Here is a 22,403-nt window from a genome sequence, read left to right on the forward strand (position 1 = left end):
TTTATTCATATCAGTTATTCTCAGCCTTCTTGACAACCTGAATGCTCAGCTCAGCCAGTGCAGTCGGGTTGGCAAAGCTCGGGGCTTCAGTCATCAGACACGCTGCCGCCGTTGTTTTCGGGAAGGCGATAACGTCACGGATGTTGTCGGTGCCGGTCAGCAGCATGGTCAGACGGTCAAGACCGAATGCCAAACCTGCGTGCGGCGGCGTACCATATTTCAGGGCATCGAGCAGGAAGCCGAATTTCTCGCGCTGTTCTTCTTCGGTGATACCCAGAATGCCAAACACCGTCTGCTGCATATCACCATTATGGATACGCACAGAGCCACCGCCCACTTCGTAACCATTGATGACCATATCGTAAGCGTTCGCCACCGCATTTTCCGGTGCCGCTTTCAGCTCGGCGGCAGTCATGTCTTTCGGTGAGGTGAACGGATGGTGCATTGCCGTCAGGCCGCCTTCGCCATCGTCTTCAAACATCGGGAAGTCGATAACCCACAGCGGTGCCCATTTGCTTTCGTCGGTCAGGCCGAGATCTTTACCGACTTTCAGACGCAGTGCGCCCATCGCGTCGGCAACAATTTTCTTGTTGTCGGCACCGAAGAAAATCATATCGCCATCTTGTGCGGCGGTACGATCCAGGATGGCTTCGATGATTTCAGCGTTGAGGAATTTCGCTACCGGGCTGTTGATACCTTCCAGACCTTTCGCGCGTTCGTTGACTTTGATGTAAGCCAGACCTTTCGCGCCGTAGATTTTGACGAAGTTACCGTATTCGTCGATCTGCTTACGGGTCAGCGATGCCCCGCCCGGAACTCGCAGAGCAGCAACACGACCTTTCGGATCGTTCGCTGGCCCCGCGAATACCGCAAACTCAACGGATTTCAGCAGGTCGGCAACGTCGGTCAGTTCCATCGGGTTACGCAGATCCGGTTTATCAGAACCATAACGGCGTTCAGCTTCCGCAAAGGTCATTACCGGGAAATCGCCCAGATCTACGCCCTTCACTTCCAGCCACAGATGACGCACCAGGGCTTCCATGACTTCACGCACTTGCGGCGCGGTCATGAACGAAGTTTCCACATCGATCTGGGTAAATTCAGGCTGACGATCAGCACGCAGGTCTTCGTCACGGAAACACTTAACGATCTGATAGTAGCGGTCGAAACCGGACATCATCAGCAACTGTTTGAACAACTGCGGAGACTGCGGCAGCGCGTAGAATTTACCTTTGTGCACACGAGACGGCACCAGGTAGTCACGTGCGCCTTCCGGCGTCGCTTTGGTCAGCATCGGAGTTTCGATGTCGAGGAAGCCGTGGTCATCCATAAAACGGCGCACCAGGCTAGTAATTTTAGCGCGCGTTTTCAGGCGTTGAGCCATTTCCGGACGACGCAGGTCGAGGTAGCGGTATTTCAGACGCGCTTCTTCGGTGTTGACGTGGTTAGAGTCAAGCGGCAGAACGTCTGCGCGGTTGATGATGGTCAGCGAAGACGCCAGCACTTCGATTTCGCCGGTCGCCATATCGCGGTTGATATTTTTTTCGTCACGCGCACGCACGGTGCCCGTTACCTGAATGCAGAACTCATTACGCAGTTCGGAGGCCAGCTTTAACGCGTCCGCACGATCCGGATCGAAAAATACCTGCACGATACCTTCGCGGTCGCGCATATCGATGAAGATCAGGCTACCAAGATCACGACGACGGTTGACCCAACCACACAGAGTCACCTGCTGCCCCACGTGGGACAAACGGAGCTGTCCACAATATTCTGTACGCATGAGATATCCCTTAACTTAGCTGCCGGCGGATGTCCCCTGCTGCGCAGGTGACCTAAGTCGCAGCGTTAGCTGTATGTCACAACTGAATGAAAAAAGGCGGCTATTATACTGGAAATTCTGCCGCACCGTAAGAGTCTGGCCCGCTCTGGAACGACTCGTTACCACTTTATATCAGGCCTGGAATCAGACTCTACCCTTGTTTGCTATAAAGGTGTTGCCTGAACACATAAAAATTAACAAAATTTGTCATCCTGCCATCGGCTAATCGCATTAAGGTGAGAGGTACGATTTTGTTTTATCAGGAGAGATCATGCTTGAGCTTAATGCTAAAACCACTGCGCTGGTGGTGATTGATTTACAGGAAGGCATTTTGCCTTTTGCCGGTGGCCCACATACTGCCGAGGATGTTGTTAATCGCGCCGGAAAACTGGCGGCGAAATTTCGCGCAAACGGACAGTCCGTATTTCTGGTGCGCGTCGGCTGGTCTGCCGATTATGCCGAAGCATTGAAACAGCCGGTTGATACGCCTTCGCCTGCCAAAACGTTGCCGGAGAACTGGTGGCGGCATCCTGCGGCGTTAGGTGCAACTGACAGCGATATTGAAATCATTAAACGTCAATGGGGTGCGTTTTACGGTACGGATCTGGAGTTGCAATTACGCCGTCGTGGCATTGACACCATTGTCTTGTGTGGGATTTCAACCAATATCGGCGTTGAGTCCACCGCCCGTAACGCGTGGGAGTTAGGGTTTAATCTGGTGATCGCTGAAGACGCCTGTAGCGCCGCCAGTACCGAACAGCACAACAACAGCATCAACCATATCTACCCGCGCATTGCCCGTGTGCGTCGCGTGGAAGAGATCCTCAACGCGTTATGATTTATATCGGTCTGCCGCAATGGTCGCATCCAAAATGGGTGCGGTTGGGGATCTCCAGCCTGGAAGAGTACGCCCGCCATTTTAACTGCGTGGAGGGCAACACGACCCTTTATGCTCTGCCAAAGCCGGAAGTGGTTCTGCGCTGGCGCGAGCAAACCAGCGATGATTTTCGTTTTTGTTTTAAATTTCCGGCGACCATTTCGCACCAGGCCGCATTGCGACATTGCGATGATTTAGTAGCAGAATTTTTAACCCGCATGTCACCGTTAGCGCCGCGCATTGGGCAATACTGGCTGCAACTGCCCGCCACATTTGGCCCCCGGGATCTGTCTGCACTGTGGCACTTTCTCGATTCCCTTCCTCGCGAATTTACCTATGGTGTGGAAGTTCGTCATCCGCTGTTTTTTGCCAAAGAGGTAGAGGAACAAACGCTTAATCGCGGTTTGCATCAGCGCGGCGTTAATCGGGTGATTTTAGACAGCCGTCCGGTTCATGCAGCGCGTCCGCATAATGAAGCCATTCGCGACGCGCAACGGAAAAAGCCCAAAGTTCCGGTTCATGCCGTATTAACAGCGACAAACCCACTGATCCGTTTTATCGGCAGCGATGATATGACGCAAAATCGGGAATTATTTCAGGTCTGGTTACAAAAATTAGCACAGTGGCACCAGACCACCACACCTTATCTTTTTTTACATACGCCAGATATTGCCCAGGCACCGGAACTGGTACATACCCTTTGGGAAGACTTACGTAAGACACTTCCAGAGATCGGAGCAGTTCCGGCTATTCCACAGCAATCTTCTCTTTTCTGAAATTGCCACCTATCATAGACAGGAGCCATCGGCCATTTTAAAGGGAGTTTGTATGGTAAGCGCGCTGTATGCCGTTTTAGGTGCGTTGTTATTAATGAAGTTCTCTTTTGATGTTGTTCGCCTGCGAATGCAATATCGCGTTGCCTATGGTGACGGCGGTTTTAGCGAACTGCAAAGCGCCATTCGCATTCACGGTAACGCGGTGGAATATATTCCCATCGCGATTGTATTGATGCTGTTTATGGAAATGAATGGCGCAGAAACCTGGATGGTACATATTTGCGGCATTGTTCTGCTTGCCGGGCGTCTGATGCATTATTACGGTTTTCATCACCGTCTGTTTCGCTGGCGGCGTTCCGGCATGAGCGCCACCTGGTGTGCGCTGTTGCTGATGGTGCTGGCGAATCTTTGGTATATGCCCTGGGAGTTGGTTTTCTCCCTGCGTTAGCGCACAATACGCCACTTTCTTTTTCCCGGATTTTTACGTTATGTCTCACCGCGACACGTTATTTTCTGCCCCTATCGCCAGACTGGGCGACTGGACCTTTGATGAACGGGTAGCCGAAGTCTTCCCGGATATGATCCAGCGTTCCGTTCCCGGCTATTCCAATATTATTTCAATGATTGGCATGTTGGCCGAACGCTTCGTACAACCTGGTACGCAGGTTTACGATCTGGGCTGTTCTTTGGGCGCGGCGACGCTCTCGGTGCGTCGCAATATTCATCATGATAATTGTAAAATTATCGCCATCGACAACTCCCCGGCGATGATTGAACGCTGCCGTCGCCATATCGACGCCTATAAAGCGCCAACACCTGTAGAAGTGATCGAGGGTGATATTCGCGATATTGCCATTGAAAACGCGTCGATGGTGGTACTGAATTTTACCCTGCAATTCCTTGAGCCTTCTGAACGTCAGGCATTACTGGATAAAATTTATCAAGGACTGAATCCTGGCGGTGCGCTGGTGCTTTCGGAAAAATTCAGTTTCGAAGATGCCAAAGTCGGTGAACTGCTGTTCAACATGCACCACGATTTTAAACGCGCCAACGGTTACAGCGAGCTGGAGATCAGCCAAAAACGCAGCATGTTAGAAAACGTGATGCTGACCGATTCTGTGGAAACCCATAAAGCACGCCTGCATAAAGCCGGATTTGAACATAGCGAGTTATGGTTCCAGTGCTTTAACTTTGGCTCACTGGTGGCATTGAAAGCAGAGGACGCTGCATGATCGACTTTGGTAACTTTTATTCTCTGATTGCCAAAAATCATCTTTCGCACTGGCTGGAAACCCTCCCTGCACAGATTGCCAACTGGCAACGTGAACAGCAGCACGGTCTGTTTAAACAGTGGTCCAATGCGGTGGAATTTCTGCCCGAAATTAAACCGTATCGTCTTGATTTACTGCATAGCGTAACGGCGGAAAGCAAAGAGCCGCTGAGTGCCGGGCAGATTAAACGCATTGAAACACTGATGCGCAACCTGATGCCGTGGCGTAAAGGGCCGTTCTCGCTGTATGGCGTTAACATCGACACCGAATGGCGTTCTGACTGGAAATGGGATCGTGTTCTGCCGCATCTCTCTGATTTGACCGGGCGCACGATCCTCGATGTTGGCTGCGGCAGCGGTTATCACATGTGGCGCATGATTGGCGCAGGCGCGCATCTGGCGGTGGGGATTGACCCTACGCAACTTTTTCTCTGCCAGTTCGAAGCGGTGCGTAAGTTGTTAGGTAACGATCAGCGCGCGCATCTGCTGCCGTTAGGTATTGAACAACTTCCGGCGCTGAAAGCCTTTGATACCGTCTTTTCGATGGGCGTGCTGTACCATCGCCGCTCACCGCTGGAACATCTGTGGCAGTTAAAAGATCAACTGGTGAATGAAGGCGAACTGGTGCTGGAAACGCTGATTGTTGATGGCGATGAGCACACAGTACTGGTGCCAGGCGATCGTTACGCGCAAATGCGTAATGTCTATTTCATTCCATCAGCACTGGCGCTGAAAAACTGGCTGAAGAAGTGTGGGTTTGTTGATATCCGCATTGCGGACGTGAGCGTTACCTCTACAGAAGAGCAGCGCCGTACTGAATGGATGGTTACCGAGTCTTTGTCTGATTTCCTCGACCCGCATGATCCGAGTAAAACGGTAGAAGGTTATCCTGCGCCTAAACGCGCGGTGTTGATTGCGCGTAAGCCGTAACCCGTTTCCGAGCGCTGAGATTGATGACAAACGCCAAAACCGCCTGATGCGCTACGCTTATCAGGCCTACCCGTCTCCTGCAATATGTTAAATTTGCACAAATTTGCAGGCTGGATAAGGCGTTCACGCCGCATCCGGCATGAATAAAGCACACTTTATCTGCAATTTAGCGCCCGTTTCCGGGCGCTATTTACTTCTTATGCCTGAATGGCTGGCTGATCAAACGCCGTCAACTTCGGCGCATTGCCCGTGTATTTTTCGATATACACCAGCGAGGTGTTACCGGCGCAGGCATTCGCCAATTGAGAGCTTGGAATATCCGCCGTTAACACGTTTGCGCAGCCGTTTTTACACAAGCTATTTTCCAGATCCGGCCATGCGCCTTCATGCACGCACACCACGCCTTTTTTGATCCCATCAGTCACCACAGCGCCAGTCAAAATCTGACCGCGTTTGTTCCAGACACGCACCAGATCGCCATTCGCAATACCAAAGCGAGCAGCATCTTCGGTGTGAATGGTGATCGGCTCACGATCGGCAACCGCATATTTTTTACGCAACTCCGCATAGTTAAGCTGGCTGTGTAAACGGTGTGCCGGATGCGCGGTCAGAAGCTGCAACTGCTTCTCGTCGGCGGTGCCTCTCCACTCATCAGGTGCAAGCCAGGTTGGGTGTGCCGGGCAATCCTTATAAGCAAATTTTTCCAGCGTTTTGGAATAGATCTCAATTTTTCCGCTTGGCGTACCCAGAGCATTCTTCACCGGATCGGCGCGGAAATCGCCATAGCGAACATATTGCTCGTTCTTCTCGCTGCGGCGCATTTCAAGCAGTTTATTTTGCTGCCAGAAGGCATTAAACATCGGCATAGTGACGCGCTGCGCACGGGCACCTTTCTGAGCGGCATCATAAAAGAATTTCAGCCACGCCATTTCATCTTTACCTTCGGTATAGATCTCTTTTCCGCCAGGTTTCAGTAATTCAGCAAGGTCAGCAAATACGTCAAAATCGTTACGTGCTTCAAATTGTGGGTCAACAACCTGCTTCATCGGCACAATATGTTGGTTGCTGTAATCGCCGGTCATCGTCAGGTCATTGCGCTCAAACGATGTGGTGATCGGTAATACGATATCCGCGTGTTTGGCTGCCGCCGTCCAGTAGCATTCAGAAACGACGATCAGCTCTGGTTTCTGCCAGGCTTTTATCAGACGGTTAGTGTCCTGGTGATGGGTGAAATTACCGCCGCCAGCCCACCAGATCATTTTGATATTTGGGTAAGTTTGTTCTTTACCGTTGTGTTGATATTTGCCACCAGGATTTTCCAGCGCATCGACAATACGGGCGACAGGAATCGCCGTCATTCCACCATCATCAGCGGCCTCGCTGGCCTGTCCGGCAATCGCCGCAGACATTTCCGGCAGCACACCGCCAACGCGTGTTGGGTTGCCGCCGTTGGAGTAATGATAAGAGAAACCAAAGCCGCCGCCCGGCGTACCAATCTGTCCTAACATCGCCGCCAGGGTCACCAGCATCCAGTGTTTCTGCTCACCGTATTGCTGCCGCTGAATTCCCCAGCCGGCCATCAGCATCGTGCGATTCGCCGCCATCAGTTCGGCAAGTTTGACTATTTGCGCTTCTGGCACACCGGTAATTTCCGCCGCCCAGGGGGCGTTCTTCGGCGTATTATCTTTCTTGCCGGTCAGATACTCTTCAAATTGCGGATAGCCGGTTGTGTATTTTTCAAGGAACGCTTTATCGTGTTTGCCTTGTGTCATCAGGGTGTGCGCAACCCCTAACATCAGCGCCACGTCGGTGCCCATATTCGGCGCGATCCAGGTAGCGTTATCGCCAAAGAACTCGATCGTTTCAGAACGGATAGGGTCGATGGCAATCACCGGTTTGCCAGATTTCTTCAGTTGATGGAAGTATTCCAGCCCTTGCTCATCGGTACTACTCCAGGCAATTTTTAAGGTATTCAGCGGGTTCATGCCCCACAACACCACCACCTGACTGTTTTCCAGAATCAGTGGCCAGGAAGTCTGCTGTTCATAGACCTCCACAGAACCGACAACGTGCGGCATGATCACCTGCGCAGCCCCGGTTGAGTAATCGCCGCTATGTCCTGAATAACCGCCCGCCAGATTCATATAACGTTGCAGTAAAGTTTGCGCTTTATGCAACACGCCAGAAGAACGCCAGCCGTAAGATCCGGCAAAAATGGCCGAAGGACCGTTGGCCTTGCGGATGCGATCGTGTTGCTCATGAATCAGTTTTAATGCCTGTTCCCAGCTCACCTGAACGTAACTGTCTTCGCCACGACCTTTTGCCGGTTGCAGTGGATTGTCGAGATAACTTTTTCTCACCATCGGATGCTGAATACGCGCCGTAGTGTGTACCTGATCCGCCGCCGTAGACTGTAAGGAGTTCAGGATGGTCTTCGCCAGCGCGCCTGTAGAAGAAACAATCTTACCGTCCTTCACTTCTACGTTCATCGCCCCCCAGCGGCCTGCGGTAAGAATTTTACCGCCCTTCTCATCTGCCCATGCAGGTAACGGTACAGCCGATGTCACCACCAGCGCCCCTGCCGCAATACCGCTATGTTTAATAAACTCACGTCTTGTTAATGTCATAACTTCCTCCCTGATCAACGAGGATCACTGTTTCTCGGTAATATCTTTGGCGTTGTACTGGAAGTACCGCGTCAAAATATCCAGTTCGTTTTCGCTCATGCTGGTTCGCGTCCCCATCCCTTTCGCAATGGACGGCCAGGCATTGACGGTGTAATGGTCGGCGGCAACCGGCGCGTGGCAACCAGCACAATAGGTATCGTCGAGTTTTTCAGCGTATTGCCATAGCGGTTTACGGTCCGCTAATGCGGGATCGATAAGCGCCCCTTGTAATGACGCCTGACGCCATTGATTACCGTATTCGTCAGCTTTCCATTCCCCGTTTACCGTTAGCGCCTTGATACCTTCTTCACTTAGTGTGGCTAACGCCAGTCGTTGAGCTGCCGCCAGGTAGAGCGTGTTTTCACTACCCTGCATTTGATAGCCCTGTAACAGAACGATCGGCTGTTTACCGCTGGCATCAGCAACCGTGAGATCGGTGCCAGGATTTACAGTAGCCAGCTCGCCTATGCGGGAAGGTTTGAAAGGATAAATATGCGCACCATTAGTCACTGATGTGACGGCCTGACTTTCCAGTTCATGTGCCGCGTTGTCATCCATTTTTATTTCTGGCGGAAAATGGGCTATTCCTTTGTGGCAATCAATACACGTTTCGCCGTCTTTTTGCGCTTTGGTGTGCATTTTCTGTGCAGATTCACTTTGTGAAGCAATATCCATGGCTTCAAAAGTATGGCAACTACGGCACGTTGCAGAGTCTGAGGCTTTTAATTCTTTCCACACTGTTTCGGCCATTTCCTGACGATGGGATTCGAACTTATCGTCGCTGTCTATTTTGCCGCTAACAAATTCATGATAAATATCTTTAGATGCTTTTAATTTAGCAAATAAATAATCCACTCCTGACTTTGGAATATGGCAGTCGGAACATTCAGCACGAATACCTTTTTGATTAGAAAAATGGACAGTTCCCTGATATTCCTCAAACGGTTTGCTCATTGAGTGGCAGGAAAGACAAAATGTCGTTTCCGACGTTTTGTGCAACGTTTTTTGCGCCAGCAATAACCCACCGCCACCCACCGCTACTGCCATGAGCAAAAAAAAATAACCAAATGCGTTTTTTCCCTCGCATAAATTCCTCTAATTAAATTCCAGTACACCGAACCAGTTGTATAAATAAATACACAACGAATTAATAACTCACTAAATTCGGCACAACACTGCCTGAAATAATCGACAAAAAATATGATTTATTGCAATTTAACCATTAATTATTAAAGAAGAAACCAGTCGTTATTTTTAATATATATTTGGCAGTTTTAAAAATTTAAATCACATAATTAATATGAATATATAAAACATTTTTAGCAGCATGATTTTGCACGCTATTACACGATGACTGTTCATTTTTTATACTAATCAAGGATAAAAAAAGGCCCCTGTTGAAATTGCAGGGGCCTGGTACGAGCAAGCATCATATTGGGCGACATGATGCAACGGTAAAAATCATTTGGCCTGATGGCGTTCAATGATTCCTTTCATTTCAGCAACCGCCGCCCCGTCTACGACATAACGCGAATACTCGTCCGCGAGTGCATCTGATGACATGGACAATCCTTGATTACGATAACGCATCGGTGAGGCTTGCCACGCTCCCGCGGAGCTATGGACTTCCAGCACTCCGGCATCGAGGAAGTGGTGCAGGTTTTCTGCACGAACTCCAGCTCCGGCCATGATGATTGGAGCATCACCATAGGCAATAAGTTCCATAATTTTTAATAAACCTTGCAGCGCGTCTGATTTTTGCCCCGATGTCAGCACCCTGGCAATGCCTAATTTCGCAAGATTATTCAGTGCATTTAAAGGGTTAGCGCACATATCGAAGGCGCGATGAAAAGTGACGGCCAGCGAACCGGCAGCCGCCATTATTTTTTCCATTCGTGGCATATCGACATTACCGTCAACATCCAGAACCCCCGTCACCAGTCCAGGAAATCCCAATTCGCGTACTGTGCGGATGTCCTCAAGAATGGCGGCAAACTCGCCGTCGCTGTAGCAAAAATCGCCACCGCGAGGACGGATAATCGGATGCACAGGGATAGTAACCTGCTGACGCACAGACTTCAGCACGCCCAGCGACGGCGTTAAGCCACCTTCTTTCGGTGCCGCACACAGCTCTATTCTGTCGGCACCGTTTTGCTGCGCCGTCAGCGCGCACTCCATGCTGTAACAGCAAATTTCCAGTAATGCCATTTTTACTCCTTAATTACGCCGACTGCTCACTGGCGACGATCTCTTCAATGGACCACGGATGAAACTTAATCGTGGTTTTACCGTCGGTGACGGCCAGCGTTGGATTGGGTAATCGCTCATGCTCACCTTTTGGCGAACTGGTTTTAACCGAGATCCCCGGCTGACTAAGCCCTTCATCAGAAAGTAATGCCAGTGCACGGACGTTCAGTGTCTCTGGATCACCAGGCAGAACGATTTCGATATGTTCCCAGCCTTCGTGCGGGTAACGTTTTTCCCCAGGCCACGGTAACTCAACTATCGAAAACTGCCAGTGAGCAACCTGTACCGGTTCATGCAATTTAAACAGGCAAATCGGTCTGCCATTGATCATATTTTCTGACAGGAGTTCGCCGCACTGTTCAAACCCACGACGCCAGCGTTCAGCGGTGGCGTTTTGATGACAACGCAAGGAAATGTGATCGGCATTCAGCAGAGTAATATCCAGCCCCAGACGACGGGAAAGTTCGTCTAATGCGTGGGTAAATCGCGGTAAATCCGTTGCAATATCCTGCAACTCGTCGACAGATTGCCAGTTAGCCATAATCACTCTTCGTCTTTCAGCAAAAGCGTTAATTTACCTTGTTGCCCTGCGCCAACCAACTGCTGATTTCGCGCAGTCCCCGGTGCAATAGTGAAAACGGCAATACGCCACGCGCACGTTGCTGACGAAAACAGCCATTTGCAGTATACTCCCGCCCTAATTTCTTTAACTGGTGCGGGCAATTCTCGCTCGCTTCATCAATGTAAGGTATTCCGGTGAATATTCAGGCTCTTCTCTCAGAAAAAGTCCGTCAGGCCATGATTGCGGCAGGCGCGCCTGCGGATTGCGAACCGCAGGTTCGTCAGTCAGCAAAAGTTCAGTTCGGCGACTATCAGGCTAACGGCATGATGGCAGTTGCTAAAAAACTGGGTATGGCACCGCGACAATTAGCAGAGCAGGTGCTGACTCATCTGGATCTTAACGGTATCGCCAGTAAAGTTGAGATCGCCGGCCCAGGTTTTATCAACATTTTCCTTGATCCGGTATTCCTGGCTGAACATGTTCAGCAGGCGCTGGCGTCCGATCGTCTCGGTGTTGCTACACCAGAAAAACAGACCATTGTGGTGGACTACTCCGCGCCAAACGTGGCGAAAGAGATGCACGTAGGGCATCTGCGTTCCACCATCATTGGTGACGCGGCTGTGCGTACCCTGGAGTTCCTCGGTCACAACGTAATTCGCGCTAACCACGTCGGTGACTGGGGCACCCAGTTCGGTATGCTGATTGCGTGGCTGGAAAAACAGCAGCAGGAAAACGCCGGTGAAATGGAGCTGGCAGATCTCGAAGGTTTCTACCGCGATGCGAAAAAGCATTACGACGAAGATGAAGAGTTTGCCGAACGTGCACGTAACTACGTGGTAAAACTGCAAAGCGGTGACGAATACTTCCGCGAAATGTGGCGCAAACTGGTCGACATCACCATGACGCAGAACCAGATCACTTACGATCGTCTGAACGTAACGTTGACTCGCGATGATGTGATGGGCGAAAGCCTCTACAACCCGATGCTGCCGGGTATCGTGGCAGATCTGAAAGCCAAAGGTCTGGCAGTAGAAAGTGAAGGCGCGACCGTTGTATTCCTTGATGAGTTCAAGAACAAGGAAGGCGAGCCGATGGGCGTTATCATTCAGAAGAAAGATGGCGGCTATCTCTACACCACTACCGATATCGCCTGTGCGAAGTATCGTTATGAAACCCTTCATGCCGATCGCGTGCTGTATTACATCGACTCCCGTCAGCATCAGCACCTGATGCAGGCATGGGCAATCGTACGCAAAGCAGGTTATGTACCAGAATCCGTACCGCTGGAACACCACATGTTCGGCATGATGCTGGGTAAAGACGGTAAACCATTCAAAACCCGCGCTGGCGGTACGGTGAAACTGGCAGATCTGCTGGATGAAGCACTGGAACGCGCGCGTCGTCTGGTGGCTGAGAAGAACCCGGATATGCCAGCCGACGAGCTGGAAAAACTGGCCAATGCGGTCGGTATCGGCGCGGTGAAATACGCGGATCTCTCCAAAAACCGCACTACCGACTACATCTTCGACTGGGACAACATGCTGGCGTTCGAGGGTAACACTGCGCCGTATATGCAGTATGCCTACACCCGTGTGCTGTCCGTGTTCCGTAAAGCGGAAATTAACGAAGATCAACTGGCTGCGGCTCCGGTTGTCATCCGTGAGGATCGTGAAGCGCAACTGGCCGCTCGCCTGCTGCAATTTGAAGAAACCCTCACGGTAGTTGCCCGTGAAGGTACACCGCACGTGATGTGTGCTTACCTGTACGATCTGGCTGGTCTGTTCTCTGGCTTCTACGAGCACTGCCCGATCCTCAGCGCAGAAAACGAAGAAGTGCGTAACAGCCGTCTGAAACTGGCACAACTGACCGCGAAGACGCTGAAACTGGGTCTGGATACGCTGGGTATTGAGACTGTAGAGCGTATGTAATCGCGTTATGTGTCAAAGGCCGATGTCGCAGTTACGGACATCGGCTTTTTTATCACCGCCGATAATTCACAATCACTTCATTACGCTGCACCTTCAGCGGCGGAATTAACCTCCCGCCGCCTGGAACTTCCCAGATAAAGCGCAACGGTTCTGTCGCAGGTACGCCGGTAAATGCCACCGTACTCCCGCTCTGCCCGTCTAATTCGACACAACGAGATAGCGAACACAAGCGCACGCGCAGCCCTACAGGTGTCGGGCCGATAAGCTGATAACGCCAGGCCACCAGCGTCACCAATCCTGAAACCGGTTGTCGCGAAGCCAGAGACGCTGACGACATCGATTCACCACGATGATTCAGCGTCACGCCCGCGCTACTTGCCTGCCACATGCCCTCCCCGGCAGCCTGCACAAGCATCGGAAACAACAAAATAGCTAATAAGCTCCTCATTATTTGCCGCCAATCGTCGCCGTCATACGGATTTGGCGGTTATCAGAGAGTTCGAGATTCGAAAGCACCACCAGTTGCGGCAGGCTACGGCGCAGAAAACGAGATAATAATGGCCGCAGCGCATGGTTCACCAACAGCACTGGCGGCGCGCCCAGCATCTCCTGACGGGATAATGCCTCCTGAGTTTGTGCCAGCAAACGATCCGCCAGTCCAGGCTCCAGCCCGCCCCCGCCCTGCAATGCCTGTAACAGCAAACGCTCCAGCGGCGTGTCCAGGCCAATAACGTGAACTTCATCTTTGCCGGGAAACCATTGCTGGGTAATCGCCCGACCAAGCGCCACGCGGACGACGGCGGTTAATTCATGTGGATCGCTCTGGATGGGCGCATGTTCCGCCAGCGTTTCGAGGATGGTGCGCATATCGCGAATCGGCACTTTTTCATCAAGCAGGTTTTGTAGCACCTTGTGCAGCGTGGTGAGCGTGACGACGCCAGGAACTAAGTCCTCCGTTAGCTTTGGCATCTCCTGGGCGACGCGATCCAGTAACTGCTGCGCCTCCTGACGACCAAACAGTTCGGCGGCATGTTGGCTAATGAGGTGGTTAAGATGCGTTGCGACCACCGTGCTGGCCTCAACCACGGTATATCCCTGAATCTGCGCCTGTTCTTTTAGCGCGCTTTCGATCCAGATAGCATTCAGACCAAACGCCGGGTCGACCGTCGCTTCGCCGGGTAATGTTCCGGCGGCTGTCCCCGGGTTGATCGCCAGCCAGCGCCCCGGATAGGCATCGCCACTACCAATTTCAACGCCTTTCATTAGGATACGATAGCGGGCAGGTTGCAGATCCATATTGTCGCGAATGTGCACCACCGGCGGCAGAAAGCCCATCTCTTGGGCAAATTTCTTACGAATACTGCGAATACGCCCCAGCAACTCGCCATCCTGCTGAAAATCGACCATCGGGATCAGCCGATACCCCACCTCCATTCCCAGCGAGTCTTCCAGTTGCACATCGTTCCACGTCGCTTCAACAACGGCATTATTCTCCGCCATTTTTACCGGCTTCGGTTCGGCAGGCGCTTTTTGTTCGCGTCCACGGATCCACCACGCCAGCCCCAGCAGTCCCGCCGTGAACAGTAAAAAGACCAGGTTTGGCATTCCTGGCACCAGACCAAGTAACCCCAGTACTGCGGCACTTAACAACATGACTCTGGGGTTACTGAAAAGCTGATTCACCATCTGCTCGCCAACATCCTGATCGGTGCTGACACGCGTGACGATGACCCCCGCAGCGGTAGAAATAACCAGCGCCGGGATTTGCGCCACCAGGCCATCACCGATGGTCAACAGCGTATAACTTTCTGCCGCATGGCCCATGCTCATGCCATGTTGCAGCACGCCGACCAGCAATCCGCCGACGACGTTAATGACCATGATGAGGATCCCGGCAATAGCATCACCACGAACAAACTTACTCGCCCCGTCCATTGAGCCGTAAAAATCGGCTTCCTGGGTCACTTCGGAACGACGTTTTTTCGCCTCATCTTCACCAATCAATCCGGCGTTGAGATCGGCATCAATCGCCATCTGTTTACCCGGCATACCGTCGAGAACAAAGCGCGCCCCCACTTCCGCAATACGCCCGGCACCTTTGGTGATAACCATAAAGTTGATGATCACGAGGATGACGAATACCACAATGCCGATTGCAAAGTTACCGCCAACGAGGAAGTGACCGAACGCTTCAACGACCTTCCCCGCCGCCGCCGCACCAGTATGACCTTCCATCAAAATGATACGGGTTGAAGCCACGTTGAGCGCCAGACGCAACAGCGTGGTAAACAGCAGGATGGTCGGGAACGCGGCAAACTCGAGCGTGCGCTGGGTAAACATCGCCACCAGCAACACCATGATCGACAGGGCAATATTGAAGGTAAACAGCAGGTCGAGAATGAATGCGGGCAGTGGCAGCACCATCATCGACAAGATCAACAGGATCAAAATCGGTCCGGCAAGGATCTGCCATTGTGTCGATTTCAGGTTTGCGGGTAGGCGCAGCATTGCGACCAGATTACTCATGGGGTTGTTTCTCGTTGATAAAATCCAGGGCTTCCGGCACCGGAAGATGTGTGGGTTGTACAGGGCGTTGCCCACCGGCCAGACGCCAGCGTTTCAGTTGCCAGACCCAGGCCAGTACTTCTGCCACAGCGGCGTATAGTTGGCCTGGAATTTGTTGGCCTATTTCACCATGTCGATACAGCGCACGCGCCAGCGGCGGTGCTTCAAGGGTCGGGACGTTATTTTCAGCGGCAATTTCACGAATGCGCAGTGCTACCAGCCCTGCACCTTTGGCGACCACTTTCGGCGCACTCATTTTGTTTTCGTCATATCGCAATGCCACTGAGTAGTGAGTTGGGTTGTTAACAATGACGTCCGCTTTCGGTACATCGGCCATCATCCGACGCCGCGCCGCAGCTCGCTGCATCTGACGAATTCGCCCTTTGACATGGGGATCGCCTTCGCTTTGTTTGAACTCATCACGAATGTCCTGCCGTGACATACGCAGCTTTTTCAGGTGGCTGAATATTTGAAAAAAGACGTCAAATCCCACCATTGGGATGACCCCAAGCACCACTAAAAGCGCGCAGAATCCCACAACATCCATCGCGTTAGCCATTGCAGTAATGGGCGACTGCGCCATTAAGCGCATCATCTGCGGCCAGTGATGCCAGAGATAAAAACCAGTCACACTGCCGACCAAAGTGGATTTCAGTATCGCTTTCAGCAGCTCTGCGCCGGTTTGCGCTGAGAACATGCGTTTAATACCTGGTAACGGGTTGATTTTGGAAAACTTCGGCTGTAATGATTTGCCGCTAAATACCAGACCACCCAACATGACTGGTGAAATGAGTGCCACCAGCACCACGCCGCTAATCAGCGGCAACAGAGCCAACATGGCTTCTCTGATTAACTGAATAATCTGCCCCAGGATTAGGTTGGGGTCATTGATGATGTTGTGATCAAAATGCAGCCCGGCGGAGAGCATCCCAGACAACCGGTGAGCCAGAGACGCGCCACCAAACCAGATAACACACACGCCCACCAGCAAAATCAGCAGTGAGGTTAGCTCACGGGAGCGCGGGATCTGTCCCTCTTCCCGTGCTTTTTCAAGTCGGTGAGGTGTGGGGGCTTCTGTTTTGTCGTCGCTCTCGTCAGACACGTCGCCAATCCTGGAAATAGTGATAAGCGTGAATAATGCCAGAGCGGAAAGCGTTCAATGGTTAGAGTAAGGGGCAAAACAGGCGGGATTTAGGGCTTTTACCGCAGCACATCAGGCGTGGTGCCGCGTTTGTCGGATGCGGTGTAAACGTCTCATCCGGCCGCCTGATACGACGGGTCACGTCATATCAGGCAATACAAATTAAAAACCGAGACTATCCAACAAATCGTCGACCTGATCCTGGCTGGCTACCACACCCGCTTTGCTGCTATCAACCTGTGGCCCATTAAGCAGACTCTGGCTTTCACGCTTCGGACGCGCATCCTGTTCCGGAATGTTTTCCAGCAGCACCATCAACAACTGGCGTTCAATCTCCTGTATCACATCCATCATCCGTTTAATCACCTGGCCGGTGAGATCCTGAAAATCCTGTGCCATCATGATTTCCAGCAGTTGCGCATTGGTGAAACGGGTATGAACAGGCACATCCGCCAGAAATTGCCGCGTATCGGTCACCAGTTCACGGGCATCGGCAAGGTCAATCGGATCGGCAAACCAGGCATCCCAGCGTTGGGTTAATGCTTTTGCCGACTTCTCCATTTCATCCTGATGTGGCTGTGACGCCTCAACACTGTTCAGCGCACGCTCCGCAGCCTGGGCAGTCATCTGCACGACGTAGTACAAACGATCGCGGGCATCGGGGATGGCTTCAGCGGCCTCAGCTATCGCCTGCTCCAGTCCAAGCTCCCGCAGACTGTCACGCAACATACGCGTCAGGCTGCCAATGCGCGCAATGATATCGCCAGCGGCATGTTCATCAGCCGGTTTGATTGATGGTTGCATCATAATCGCATCCTCACATGCCCAGTTTCTCAAAGATTTTGTTGAGTTTTTCCTCCAGCGTCGCGGCGGTAAATGGCTTAACCACATAGCCACTGGCCCCCGCTTGTGCTGCGGCGATAATGTTCTCTTTCTTCGCCTCTGCGGTCACCATCAACACCGGTAACGCCGACATCGCGCCATCAGCACGAATGGTTTTCAGCAGTTCCAGACCATCCATATTCGGCATATTCCAGTCGGAGATCACAAACCCATAACCGCCCGCCTGTAACTTGTTGAGAGCATCGGCACCATCTTCCGCTTCCTCAACATTGTTGAATCCCAGCTCTTTCAGCAGGTTACGCACAATGCGTCGCATGGTGGAAAAGTCATCCACAACCAAAAATTTAAGCTCTTTATCCGCCATCTCACACTCCTGATTTAAATACGTATCGCCTGTCCGGCACTGATTTTTGCCAGCATTTGCTGGCTTACCTGACTAAGATCGACCACTTCGCAGACGCCCCCCAAATTGATGGCCTCACGCGGCATACCGAAAACCACGCTGCTTGCTTCGTTTTGCGCGAGGGTCCATGCCCCCGCCTGACGCATCGCCAACATTCCCGCCGCGCCGTCGTTACCCATGCCCGTCAGGATCACCCCAACAGCATTACGCCCCGCCTGTTTGGCAACAGAATGGAACAACACATCTACCGAAGGCCGATGACGGTTAACCGCCGGGCCATCGTGAATTTTGATTTGATAGTTCGCGCCACTGCGCGCCAGTTCCATATGCCGATCGCCCGGCGCGATATAGGCATGTCCCGGTAAGACGCGTTCACCGTCTTCAGCCTCTTTAACGCCGATCTGACACAGCTTGTTAAGTCGGTCAGCAAAAGAGCGGGTGAAACCGGGCGGCATATGCTGGGTGATTAACAGCGCCGGGCTGGAAAGTGGCAACGATTGCAGTACGTGACGAATCGCCTCTGTTCCGCCCGTTGAGGCACCAATTGCAATCAATTTTTCTGAACTCAACAGCGGGCCAGCCTTCAGCGTTGCCGGTGGCGATAACGGTTTATGCGCGGCCAGGCTCGCTCTTGACGCCGTTCGTACCTTTTCGGCAATCATTTCGCTATACGCCAGCATTCCTTCGCGAATACCCAGTTGTGGTTTGGTGACAAAATCTATCGCCCCTAACTCAAGCGCGCGCAGCGTGACTTCGGAACCTCTGCCGGTCAGAGAAGAAACCATCACCACCGGCATTGGTCGCAAACGCATTAATTTTTCGAGGAAATCCAGCCCGTCCATCCGCGGCATTTCAACGTCCAGCGTCAACACATCAGGGTTGAATTTCTTAATCAAATCACGCGCGACCAGCGGATCAGGAGCCGTCGCAACCATTTCCATGTCGCTATGGCTGTTGATGATTTCCGTCATGATCTGGCGCATCAATGCCGAATCATCGACAGACAACACCCTGATTTTGCTCATCGTTATTCCTTACTTAGCGCATACACCGTCTGACCTCGCAACGTGAAGCTGCGCTCAAGATGGCTAAAGTTTTCAGAGTGACCCGCAAACAGCAATCCGTCGGGCTTAAGTAGCGGTACAAAGCGACGCAAAATCTCCTGTTGAGTCGTTTGATCAAAGTAGATCATGACGTTACGGCAGAAGATCGCATCAAACGGCCCCGGTACGGTGTACTGTTTCGCCAACAAATTCAGCGGCGAAAAATCGACATAATTCGCCAGTTCCTGACGCACGCGCACCAGCCCTTCATGCGGTCCCGTGCCGCGCATGAAGTAACGCTGGAGTTGTTGTGGCGTCAGGTTTTTCAGCTCTTCATGGCGATAAATGCCGCTTTTAGCTTTCTCCAGGACTTCGGTATCGATATCACTGGCAAAGACTTTCCAGCGTCCGGGCGCAGTGCCCAATGTATCCGCCAGCGTCATCGCAATGCTGTACGGTTCTTCGCCTGTCGATGCCGCTGCACTCCATACGCGATATTCCCCAGAACAGCGGCGGGCGTGAGTTGCGATCAGCGGAAAATGATGCCCTTCACGAAAAAATGCCGTCAGGTTGGTCGTCAATGAGTTAATAAATGCCTGCCACTCGCTGCTGCACTGATTAGATTCCAGCATATTCAGATAATGCCCAAAATCTGCCAGTCCCAGCGAACGCAAACGGCGTACCAGCCGGTTGTAGACCATGTCACGTTTGTGATCGGCCAGAACGATCCCCGCACGTTGGTAGATCAATTGACTTATCCGCCGAAAATGAACGTCGGAAAGCGCGAGGCGCTCGGTCATCTGTAACAATAAAGACGTTTGCCCACAGGGCAGAGATGATGTCATAGCGCCTTCTCAGTCACTTCAGGAAACCACTGGCACAGCCTGTAACTGCGCCGATTGTGTCGTATAACCACTTGTAAATAGCGCCATCAGAGACGATACGCGCGACGTTCTGTTGCATCATCTGATCAATCTGGCAACAATGGTGCTTGAGTAAATAGCCATCAAAATGTTTCCCAGTTTGGAGCTTGTTCAGCGATATGCCGGCGTGGTTGTGTTGGTGGTTTTTCACTGGCTGGCCGGGATTGAAGCGGTGGTTTTTGGGATTGCGGGCTGGCAGCCAGACGAAACGCGGATACTGCCTGCGTTAAACGACTGGCCTGCTCTTCCAGCGCGGCGGCTGCAGCGGCTGACTCCTGCACCAACGAGGCGTTCTGTTGAGTCACACGATCCATTTCCGACACGGCCTGCGCCACTTGATCAATGCCACGGCTCTGTTCATCGGAGGCTGAAGCAATTTCCCCCATAATGTCGGTAACGCGCGTAACCGCATTAACGATGTTGGTCATCGTCTCTCCGGCGCTTTCAACCAGCACCGAACCGGTATCGACGCGGGATACTGAGTCTTCAATCAGGGCTTTAATCTCTTTTGCCGCCTGGGCGCTACGGCTGGCAAGATTACGCACTTCACCCGCAACCACGGCAAAACCACGGCCCTGTTCACCGGCACGGGCAGCTTCTACGGCGGCGTTCAGCGCCAGTATATTGGTCTGGAAAGCAATACCGTCGATAACGCTGATGATGTCAGCAATTTTCTTCGAACTGTCAGCAATTTCGTGCATGGTTTTCACCACGCCATCCACCACTTTACCGCCGTGCATGGCAGTGTCGGAGGCACTTTGCGCCAGTTGCGAGGCCTGGCGGGCATTATCGGCGTTCTGTTTCACCGTGGCGGTGAGTTGTTCCATGCTGGCAGCAGTCTCTTCCAGTGCCGAGGCCTGCTGTTCAGTTCGGGAGGAGAGATCGGTATTACCTGCAGTAATTTCACGCGTACCAACGTAGATGGCATCTGAACCTTCGCGCACGTGGGTGACTGTATCAGTCAGAGAACGTTGCATATGCGAAACGCTCTGCGCCAGCTCGCCCATTTCACTGCGTCCAGCAATGGCCAGGTTATTCGCCAGGTTACCACCCGCAATTTCACGGATGTGGGTAATGATTTTTGCCAGCGGGTTAAGCAACATGCGGCGAATGCCATACCATGCCACCAGAAGAATCAGTACCACCACCAGCGCGATAACGGCCAGTTGCCACTGGGCAAAACGGTAATCACTGGCATTGTCGACAACGATATTGCGGTACAATTTTTCGCTGCTACGGGCGTACTGCCCAAAAGCCTCTCCCATCGCATTTTGCATTCCCTGGGTTGGCTGGGCAAAATAGGCTCCGGTGTTACCATAATCAAGATAATCAATCAGTTCAGTTAATGCCGTGTGGTAATTTTTGTATTTTTCATCAATATGACTACTGGCGGCAGCCATTTCGGGTAACGGTGCCATGCTTTTGAATTTTTTATAATGAACAGCCGCCTGCGCCAACGTTTTCCTGGCGCTATCAAGCAATTCAATTTTTGCACTACTTTGTTGATTGGATGGGTCCATCATCATCCGCACCGCTGAACGACTCAGGTTAATGCGCGTTTGTAGCATGAGATCCCAGGTTGAAGTTAACTCGCCCTGTTGTTCCCGTAGTTCATTGGAAACCACAAAGCTTTGCTGGCTATGGTGCAGCGAAGAAAAAAACAGACTGCCGGACATGAGCTGTAACAGTGCAAATACCCCCAGCACCATCATCAGCAGCGTAACTACGCGGATACGGTTAATCATAAGGCACCTTCCTGAAAACAAGTTGATCCCGTTATCGGCAGGAAGGTGGGAAACTTTATTGCTTAGATCAATCGTAGAGAGATGACTTAAAATAAAAAACCCGATGTGCGCATCATCGGGTTCTGCCTTTATTTATTGCTGAACGCGAAATTACGCGACGTCTGCGGTCGCATTATCTAACAGCGCCATCTCTTCACTATTTAGCAGTTTTTCGATATTAACCAGAATCAGCATGCGGTCACTCAGCGCGCCCAGTCCCGTAAGATATTCAGTGGAAAGCGTCACGGCAAATTCCGGTGCCGGGCGAATTTGTTCCGCCGTCAACGAAAGAACGTCCGATACGCCGTCAACCACTATGCCGACCACGCGCTGGCCAAGATTCAGGACGATCACGACTGTGTTGTCGTTATAGTCCACATCGACCTGGCTGAACTTAATGCGTAAGTCGACAATTGGCACAATGACGCCGCGCAGGTTAGTGACGCCTTTGATAAACGCTGGCGTATTCGCAATCCGCGTGACCTGGTCGTAACCACGGATCTCCTGCACTTTCAGAATGTCTATGCCGTACTCTTCATCACCAAGGGTAAATACCAGAAATTCCTGGCCTGACGGTTCGCTGGCCAGTTTTGTTACATTTGTCATACCGGTCATATTTATTA

At 52.0% G+C, this 22,403-nt stretch carries 19 protein-coding genes and 1 pseudogene; 6 read left to right on the forward strand and 14 right to left on the reverse strand.

Annotated features, from left to right (window positions below; all coding sequences use genetic code 11):
- Positions 1–10: 10 nt before the first annotated feature.
- On the reverse strand, positions 11–1,783 hold the full coding sequence (aspS, locus tag A1SC_RS15735) for an aspartate--tRNA ligase (RefSeq protein WP_001258665.1): 1,773 nt from the start codon (positions 1,781–1,783) through the stop codon (positions 11–13).
- 310 nt (positions 1,784–2,093) lie between these two features.
- Here aspS and A1SC_RS15730 point away from each other — a divergent pair, with 310 nt between their 5' ends.
- From A1SC_RS15730 to cmoB, 5 genes are read left to right on the forward strand one after another with little or no spacing between them, the layout of a single operon-like run.
- Complete coding sequence (locus A1SC_RS15730; protein ID WP_016262069.1) at positions 2,094–2,660, forward strand: hydrolase; 567 nt, start codon at positions 2,094–2,096, stop codon at positions 2,658–2,660.
- Entirely contained in the window at positions 2,657–3,475 is an 819-nt protein-coding gene (locus tag A1SC_RS15725; RefSeq protein WP_000639250.1) for a DUF72 domain-containing protein, read from the forward strand. The genes A1SC_RS15730 and A1SC_RS15725 overlap by 4 nt, the downstream gene beginning before the upstream one ends.
- Before the next feature lie 52 nt (positions 3,476–3,527).
- A complete protein-coding gene (locus A1SC_RS15720) occupies positions 3,528–3,923 on the forward strand; it encodes an MAPEG family protein (protein ID WP_000252971.1) in 396 nt (131 codons plus the stop codon).
- Between the two features lie 40 nt (positions 3,924–3,963).
- Complete coding sequence (gene cmoA / locus A1SC_RS15715; RefSeq protein WP_000019599.1) at positions 3,964–4,707, forward strand: carboxy-S-adenosyl-L-methionine synthase CmoA; 744 nt, start codon at positions 3,964–3,966, stop codon at positions 4,705–4,707.
- Entirely contained in the window at positions 4,704–5,675 is a 972-nt protein-coding gene (cmoB, locus tag A1SC_RS15710) for a tRNA 5-methoxyuridine(34)/uridine 5-oxyacetic acid(34) synthase CmoB (protein ID WP_001516547.1), read from the forward strand. The genes cmoA and cmoB overlap by 4 nt, the downstream gene beginning before the upstream one ends.
- A gap of 197 nt (positions 5,676–5,872) precedes the next feature.
- On the opposite strand, the gene torZ is transcribed toward cmoB, so the two are convergent.
- The 4 genes and pseudogenes from torZ to A1SC_RS15690 all read right to left on the reverse strand — a co-directional run bounded on the left by torZ (position 5,873) and on the right by A1SC_RS15690 (position 11,129).
- Complete coding sequence (gene torZ, locus A1SC_RS15705) at positions 5,873–8,302, reverse strand: trimethylamine N-oxide reductase TorZ (RefSeq protein ID WP_016262070.1); 2,430 nt, start codon at positions 8,300–8,302, stop codon at positions 5,873–5,875.
- Between the two features lie 24 nt (positions 8,303–8,326).
- Positions 8,327–9,428 (reverse strand): annotated as a pseudogene (locus A1SC_RS15700) (NapC/NirT family cytochrome c).
- A 374-nt stretch (positions 9,429–9,802) separates the two neighbouring features.
- Positions 9,803–10,549: a copper homeostasis protein CutC gene (gene cutC, locus A1SC_RS15695; RefSeq protein ID WP_001185711.1), complete on the reverse strand. Its 747-nt coding sequence runs from the start codon at positions 10,547–10,549 to the stop codon at positions 9,803–9,805.
- A 13-nt stretch (positions 10,550–10,562) separates the two neighbouring features.
- On the reverse strand, positions 10,563–11,129 hold the full coding sequence (locus A1SC_RS15690; RefSeq protein ID WP_016262072.1) for a VOC family protein: 567 nt from the start codon (positions 11,127–11,129) through the stop codon (positions 10,563–10,565).
- Positions 11,130–11,344: 215 nt separating this feature from the next.
- Between A1SC_RS15690 and argS the strand changes: the two genes are divergently transcribed.
- Positions 11,345–13,078 (forward strand): arginine--tRNA ligase, encoded by a 1,734-nt coding sequence (gene argS / locus A1SC_RS15685; protein ID WP_001025346.1) that lies wholly within the window; start codon positions 11,345–11,347, stop codon positions 13,076–13,078.
- 52 nt (positions 13,079–13,130) lie between these two features.
- Here the strand turns inward: argS and flhe are convergent, their stop codons facing one another.
- From flhe to cheW, 9 genes are all read right to left on the reverse strand, one after another.
- Positions 13,131–13,526: a flagellar protein FlhE gene (gene flhe, locus A1SC_RS15680; protein WP_016248811.1), complete on the reverse strand. Its 396-nt coding sequence runs from the start codon at positions 13,524–13,526 to the stop codon at positions 13,131–13,133.
- Positions 13,526–15,604 (reverse strand): flagellar biosynthesis protein FlhA, encoded by a 2,079-nt coding sequence (gene flhA, locus A1SC_RS15675; RefSeq protein ID WP_000067990.1) that lies wholly within the window; start codon positions 15,602–15,604, stop codon positions 13,526–13,528. Before flhA ends, flhe begins: the two co-directional genes overlap by 1 nt.
- The gene (flhB, locus tag A1SC_RS15670; RefSeq protein ID WP_016262073.1) at positions 15,597–16,745 is read right to left on the reverse strand and encodes a flagellar biosynthesis protein FlhB; all 1,149 of its coding nucleotides are present in this window, start codon (positions 16,743–16,745) and stop codon (positions 15,597–15,599) included. The genes flhA and flhB overlap by 8 nt, the downstream gene beginning before the upstream one ends.
- 201 nt (positions 16,746–16,946) lie before the next feature.
- Positions 16,947–17,591, reverse strand: coding sequence for a protein phosphatase CheZ (gene cheZ, locus A1SC_RS15665; protein ID WP_016262074.1), 645 nt, complete (start codon positions 17,589–17,591; stop codon positions 16,947–16,949).
- A 10-nt stretch (positions 17,592–17,601) separates the two neighbouring features.
- Positions 17,602–17,991: a chemotaxis response regulator CheY gene (cheY, locus tag A1SC_RS15660; protein ID WP_000763855.1), complete on the reverse strand. Its 390-nt coding sequence runs from the start codon at positions 17,989–17,991 to the stop codon at positions 17,602–17,604.
- A gap of 14 nt (positions 17,992–18,005) precedes the next feature.
- Positions 18,006–19,055: a protein-glutamate methylesterase/protein glutamine deamidase gene (gene cheB / locus A1SC_RS15655; RefSeq protein WP_016262075.1), complete on the reverse strand. Its 1,050-nt coding sequence runs from the start codon at positions 19,053–19,055 to the stop codon at positions 18,006–18,008.
- 2 nt (positions 19,056–19,057) lie between these two features.
- Complete coding sequence (gene cheR / locus A1SC_RS15650) at positions 19,058–19,918, reverse strand: protein-glutamate O-methyltransferase CheR (RefSeq protein WP_001516555.1); 861 nt, start codon at positions 19,916–19,918, stop codon at positions 19,058–19,060.
- A 161-nt stretch (positions 19,919–20,079) separates the two neighbouring features.
- Positions 20,080–21,741, reverse strand: coding sequence for a methyl-accepting chemotaxis protein II (tar, locus tag A1SC_RS15645; protein ID WP_001516556.1), 1,662 nt, complete (start codon positions 21,739–21,741; stop codon positions 20,080–20,082).
- 150 nt (positions 21,742–21,891) lie between these two features.
- Positions 21,892–22,395 (reverse strand): chemotaxis protein CheW, encoded by a 504-nt coding sequence (cheW, locus tag A1SC_RS15640; RefSeq protein WP_000147305.1) that lies wholly within the window; start codon positions 22,393–22,395, stop codon positions 21,892–21,894.
- Positions 22,396–22,403 lie beyond the last annotated feature (8 nt).

This window comes from Escherichia sp. KTE52 (genome assembly GCF_000408325.1).
GTDB lineage: Bacteria > Pseudomonadota > Gammaproteobacteria > Enterobacterales > Enterobacteriaceae > Escherichia > Escherichia marmotae.

Bases quoted from the DNA above. Each gene is read 5' to 3' on its own strand.
- A1SC_RS15690 (WP_016262072.1), bottom strand. From the start codon at position 11,129: ATGGCTAACTGGCAATCTGTCGACGAGTTGCAGGATATTGCAACGGAT.
- cheW (WP_000147305.1), bottom strand. From the start codon at position 22,395: ATGACCGGTATGACAAATGTAACAAAACTGGCCAGCGAACCGTCAGGC.
- flhe (WP_016248811.1), bottom strand. From the start codon at position 13,526: ATGAGGAGCTTATTAGCTATTTTGTTGTTTCCGATGCTTGTGCAGGCT.
- cmoB (WP_001516547.1), top strand. From the start codon at position 4,704: ATGATCGACTTTGGTAACTTTTATTCTCTGATTGCCAAAAATCATCTT.
- cheZ (WP_016262074.1), bottom strand. From the start codon at position 17,591: ATGATGCAACCATCAATCAAACCGGCTGATGAACATGCCGCTGGCGAT.
- cmoA (WP_000019599.1), top strand. From the start codon at position 3,964: ATGTCTCACCGCGACACGTTATTTTCTGCCCCTATCGCCAGACTGGGC.
- torZ (WP_016262070.1), bottom strand. From the start codon at position 8,302: ATGACATTAACAAGACGTGAGTTTATTAAACATAGCGGTATTGCGGCA.
- A1SC_RS15720 (WP_000252971.1), top strand. From the start codon at position 3,528: ATGGTAAGCGCGCTGTATGCCGTTTTAGGTGCGTTGTTATTAATGAAG.
- A1SC_RS15730 (WP_016262069.1), top strand. From the start codon at position 2,094: ATGCTTGAGCTTAATGCTAAAACCACTGCGCTGGTGGTGATTGATTTA.
- cheB (WP_016262075.1), bottom strand. From the start codon at position 19,055: ATGAGCAAAATCAGGGTGTTGTCTGTCGATGATTCGGCATTGATGCGC.
- tar (WP_001516556.1), bottom strand. From the start codon at position 21,741: ATGATTAACCGTATCCGCGTAGTTACGCTGCTGATGATGGTGCTGGGG.
- cutC (WP_001185711.1), bottom strand. From the start codon at position 10,549: ATGGCATTACTGGAAATTTGCTGTTACAGCATGGAGTGCGCGCTGACG.
- aspS (WP_001258665.1), bottom strand. From the start codon at position 1,783: ATGCGTACAGAATATTGTGGACAGCTCCGTTTGTCCCACGTGGGGCAG.
- cheR (WP_001516555.1), bottom strand. From the start codon at position 19,918: ATGACATCATCTCTGCCCTGTGGGCAAACGTCTTTATTGTTACAGATG.
- cheY (WP_000763855.1), bottom strand. From the start codon at position 17,991: ATGGCGGATAAAGAGCTTAAATTTTTGGTTGTGGATGACTTTTCCACC.
- flhA (WP_000067990.1), bottom strand. From the start codon at position 15,604: ATGAGTAATCTGGTCGCAATGCTGCGCCTACCCGCAAACCTGAAATCG.
- A1SC_RS15725 (WP_000639250.1), top strand. From the start codon at position 2,657: ATGATTTATATCGGTCTGCCGCAATGGTCGCATCCAAAATGGGTGCGG.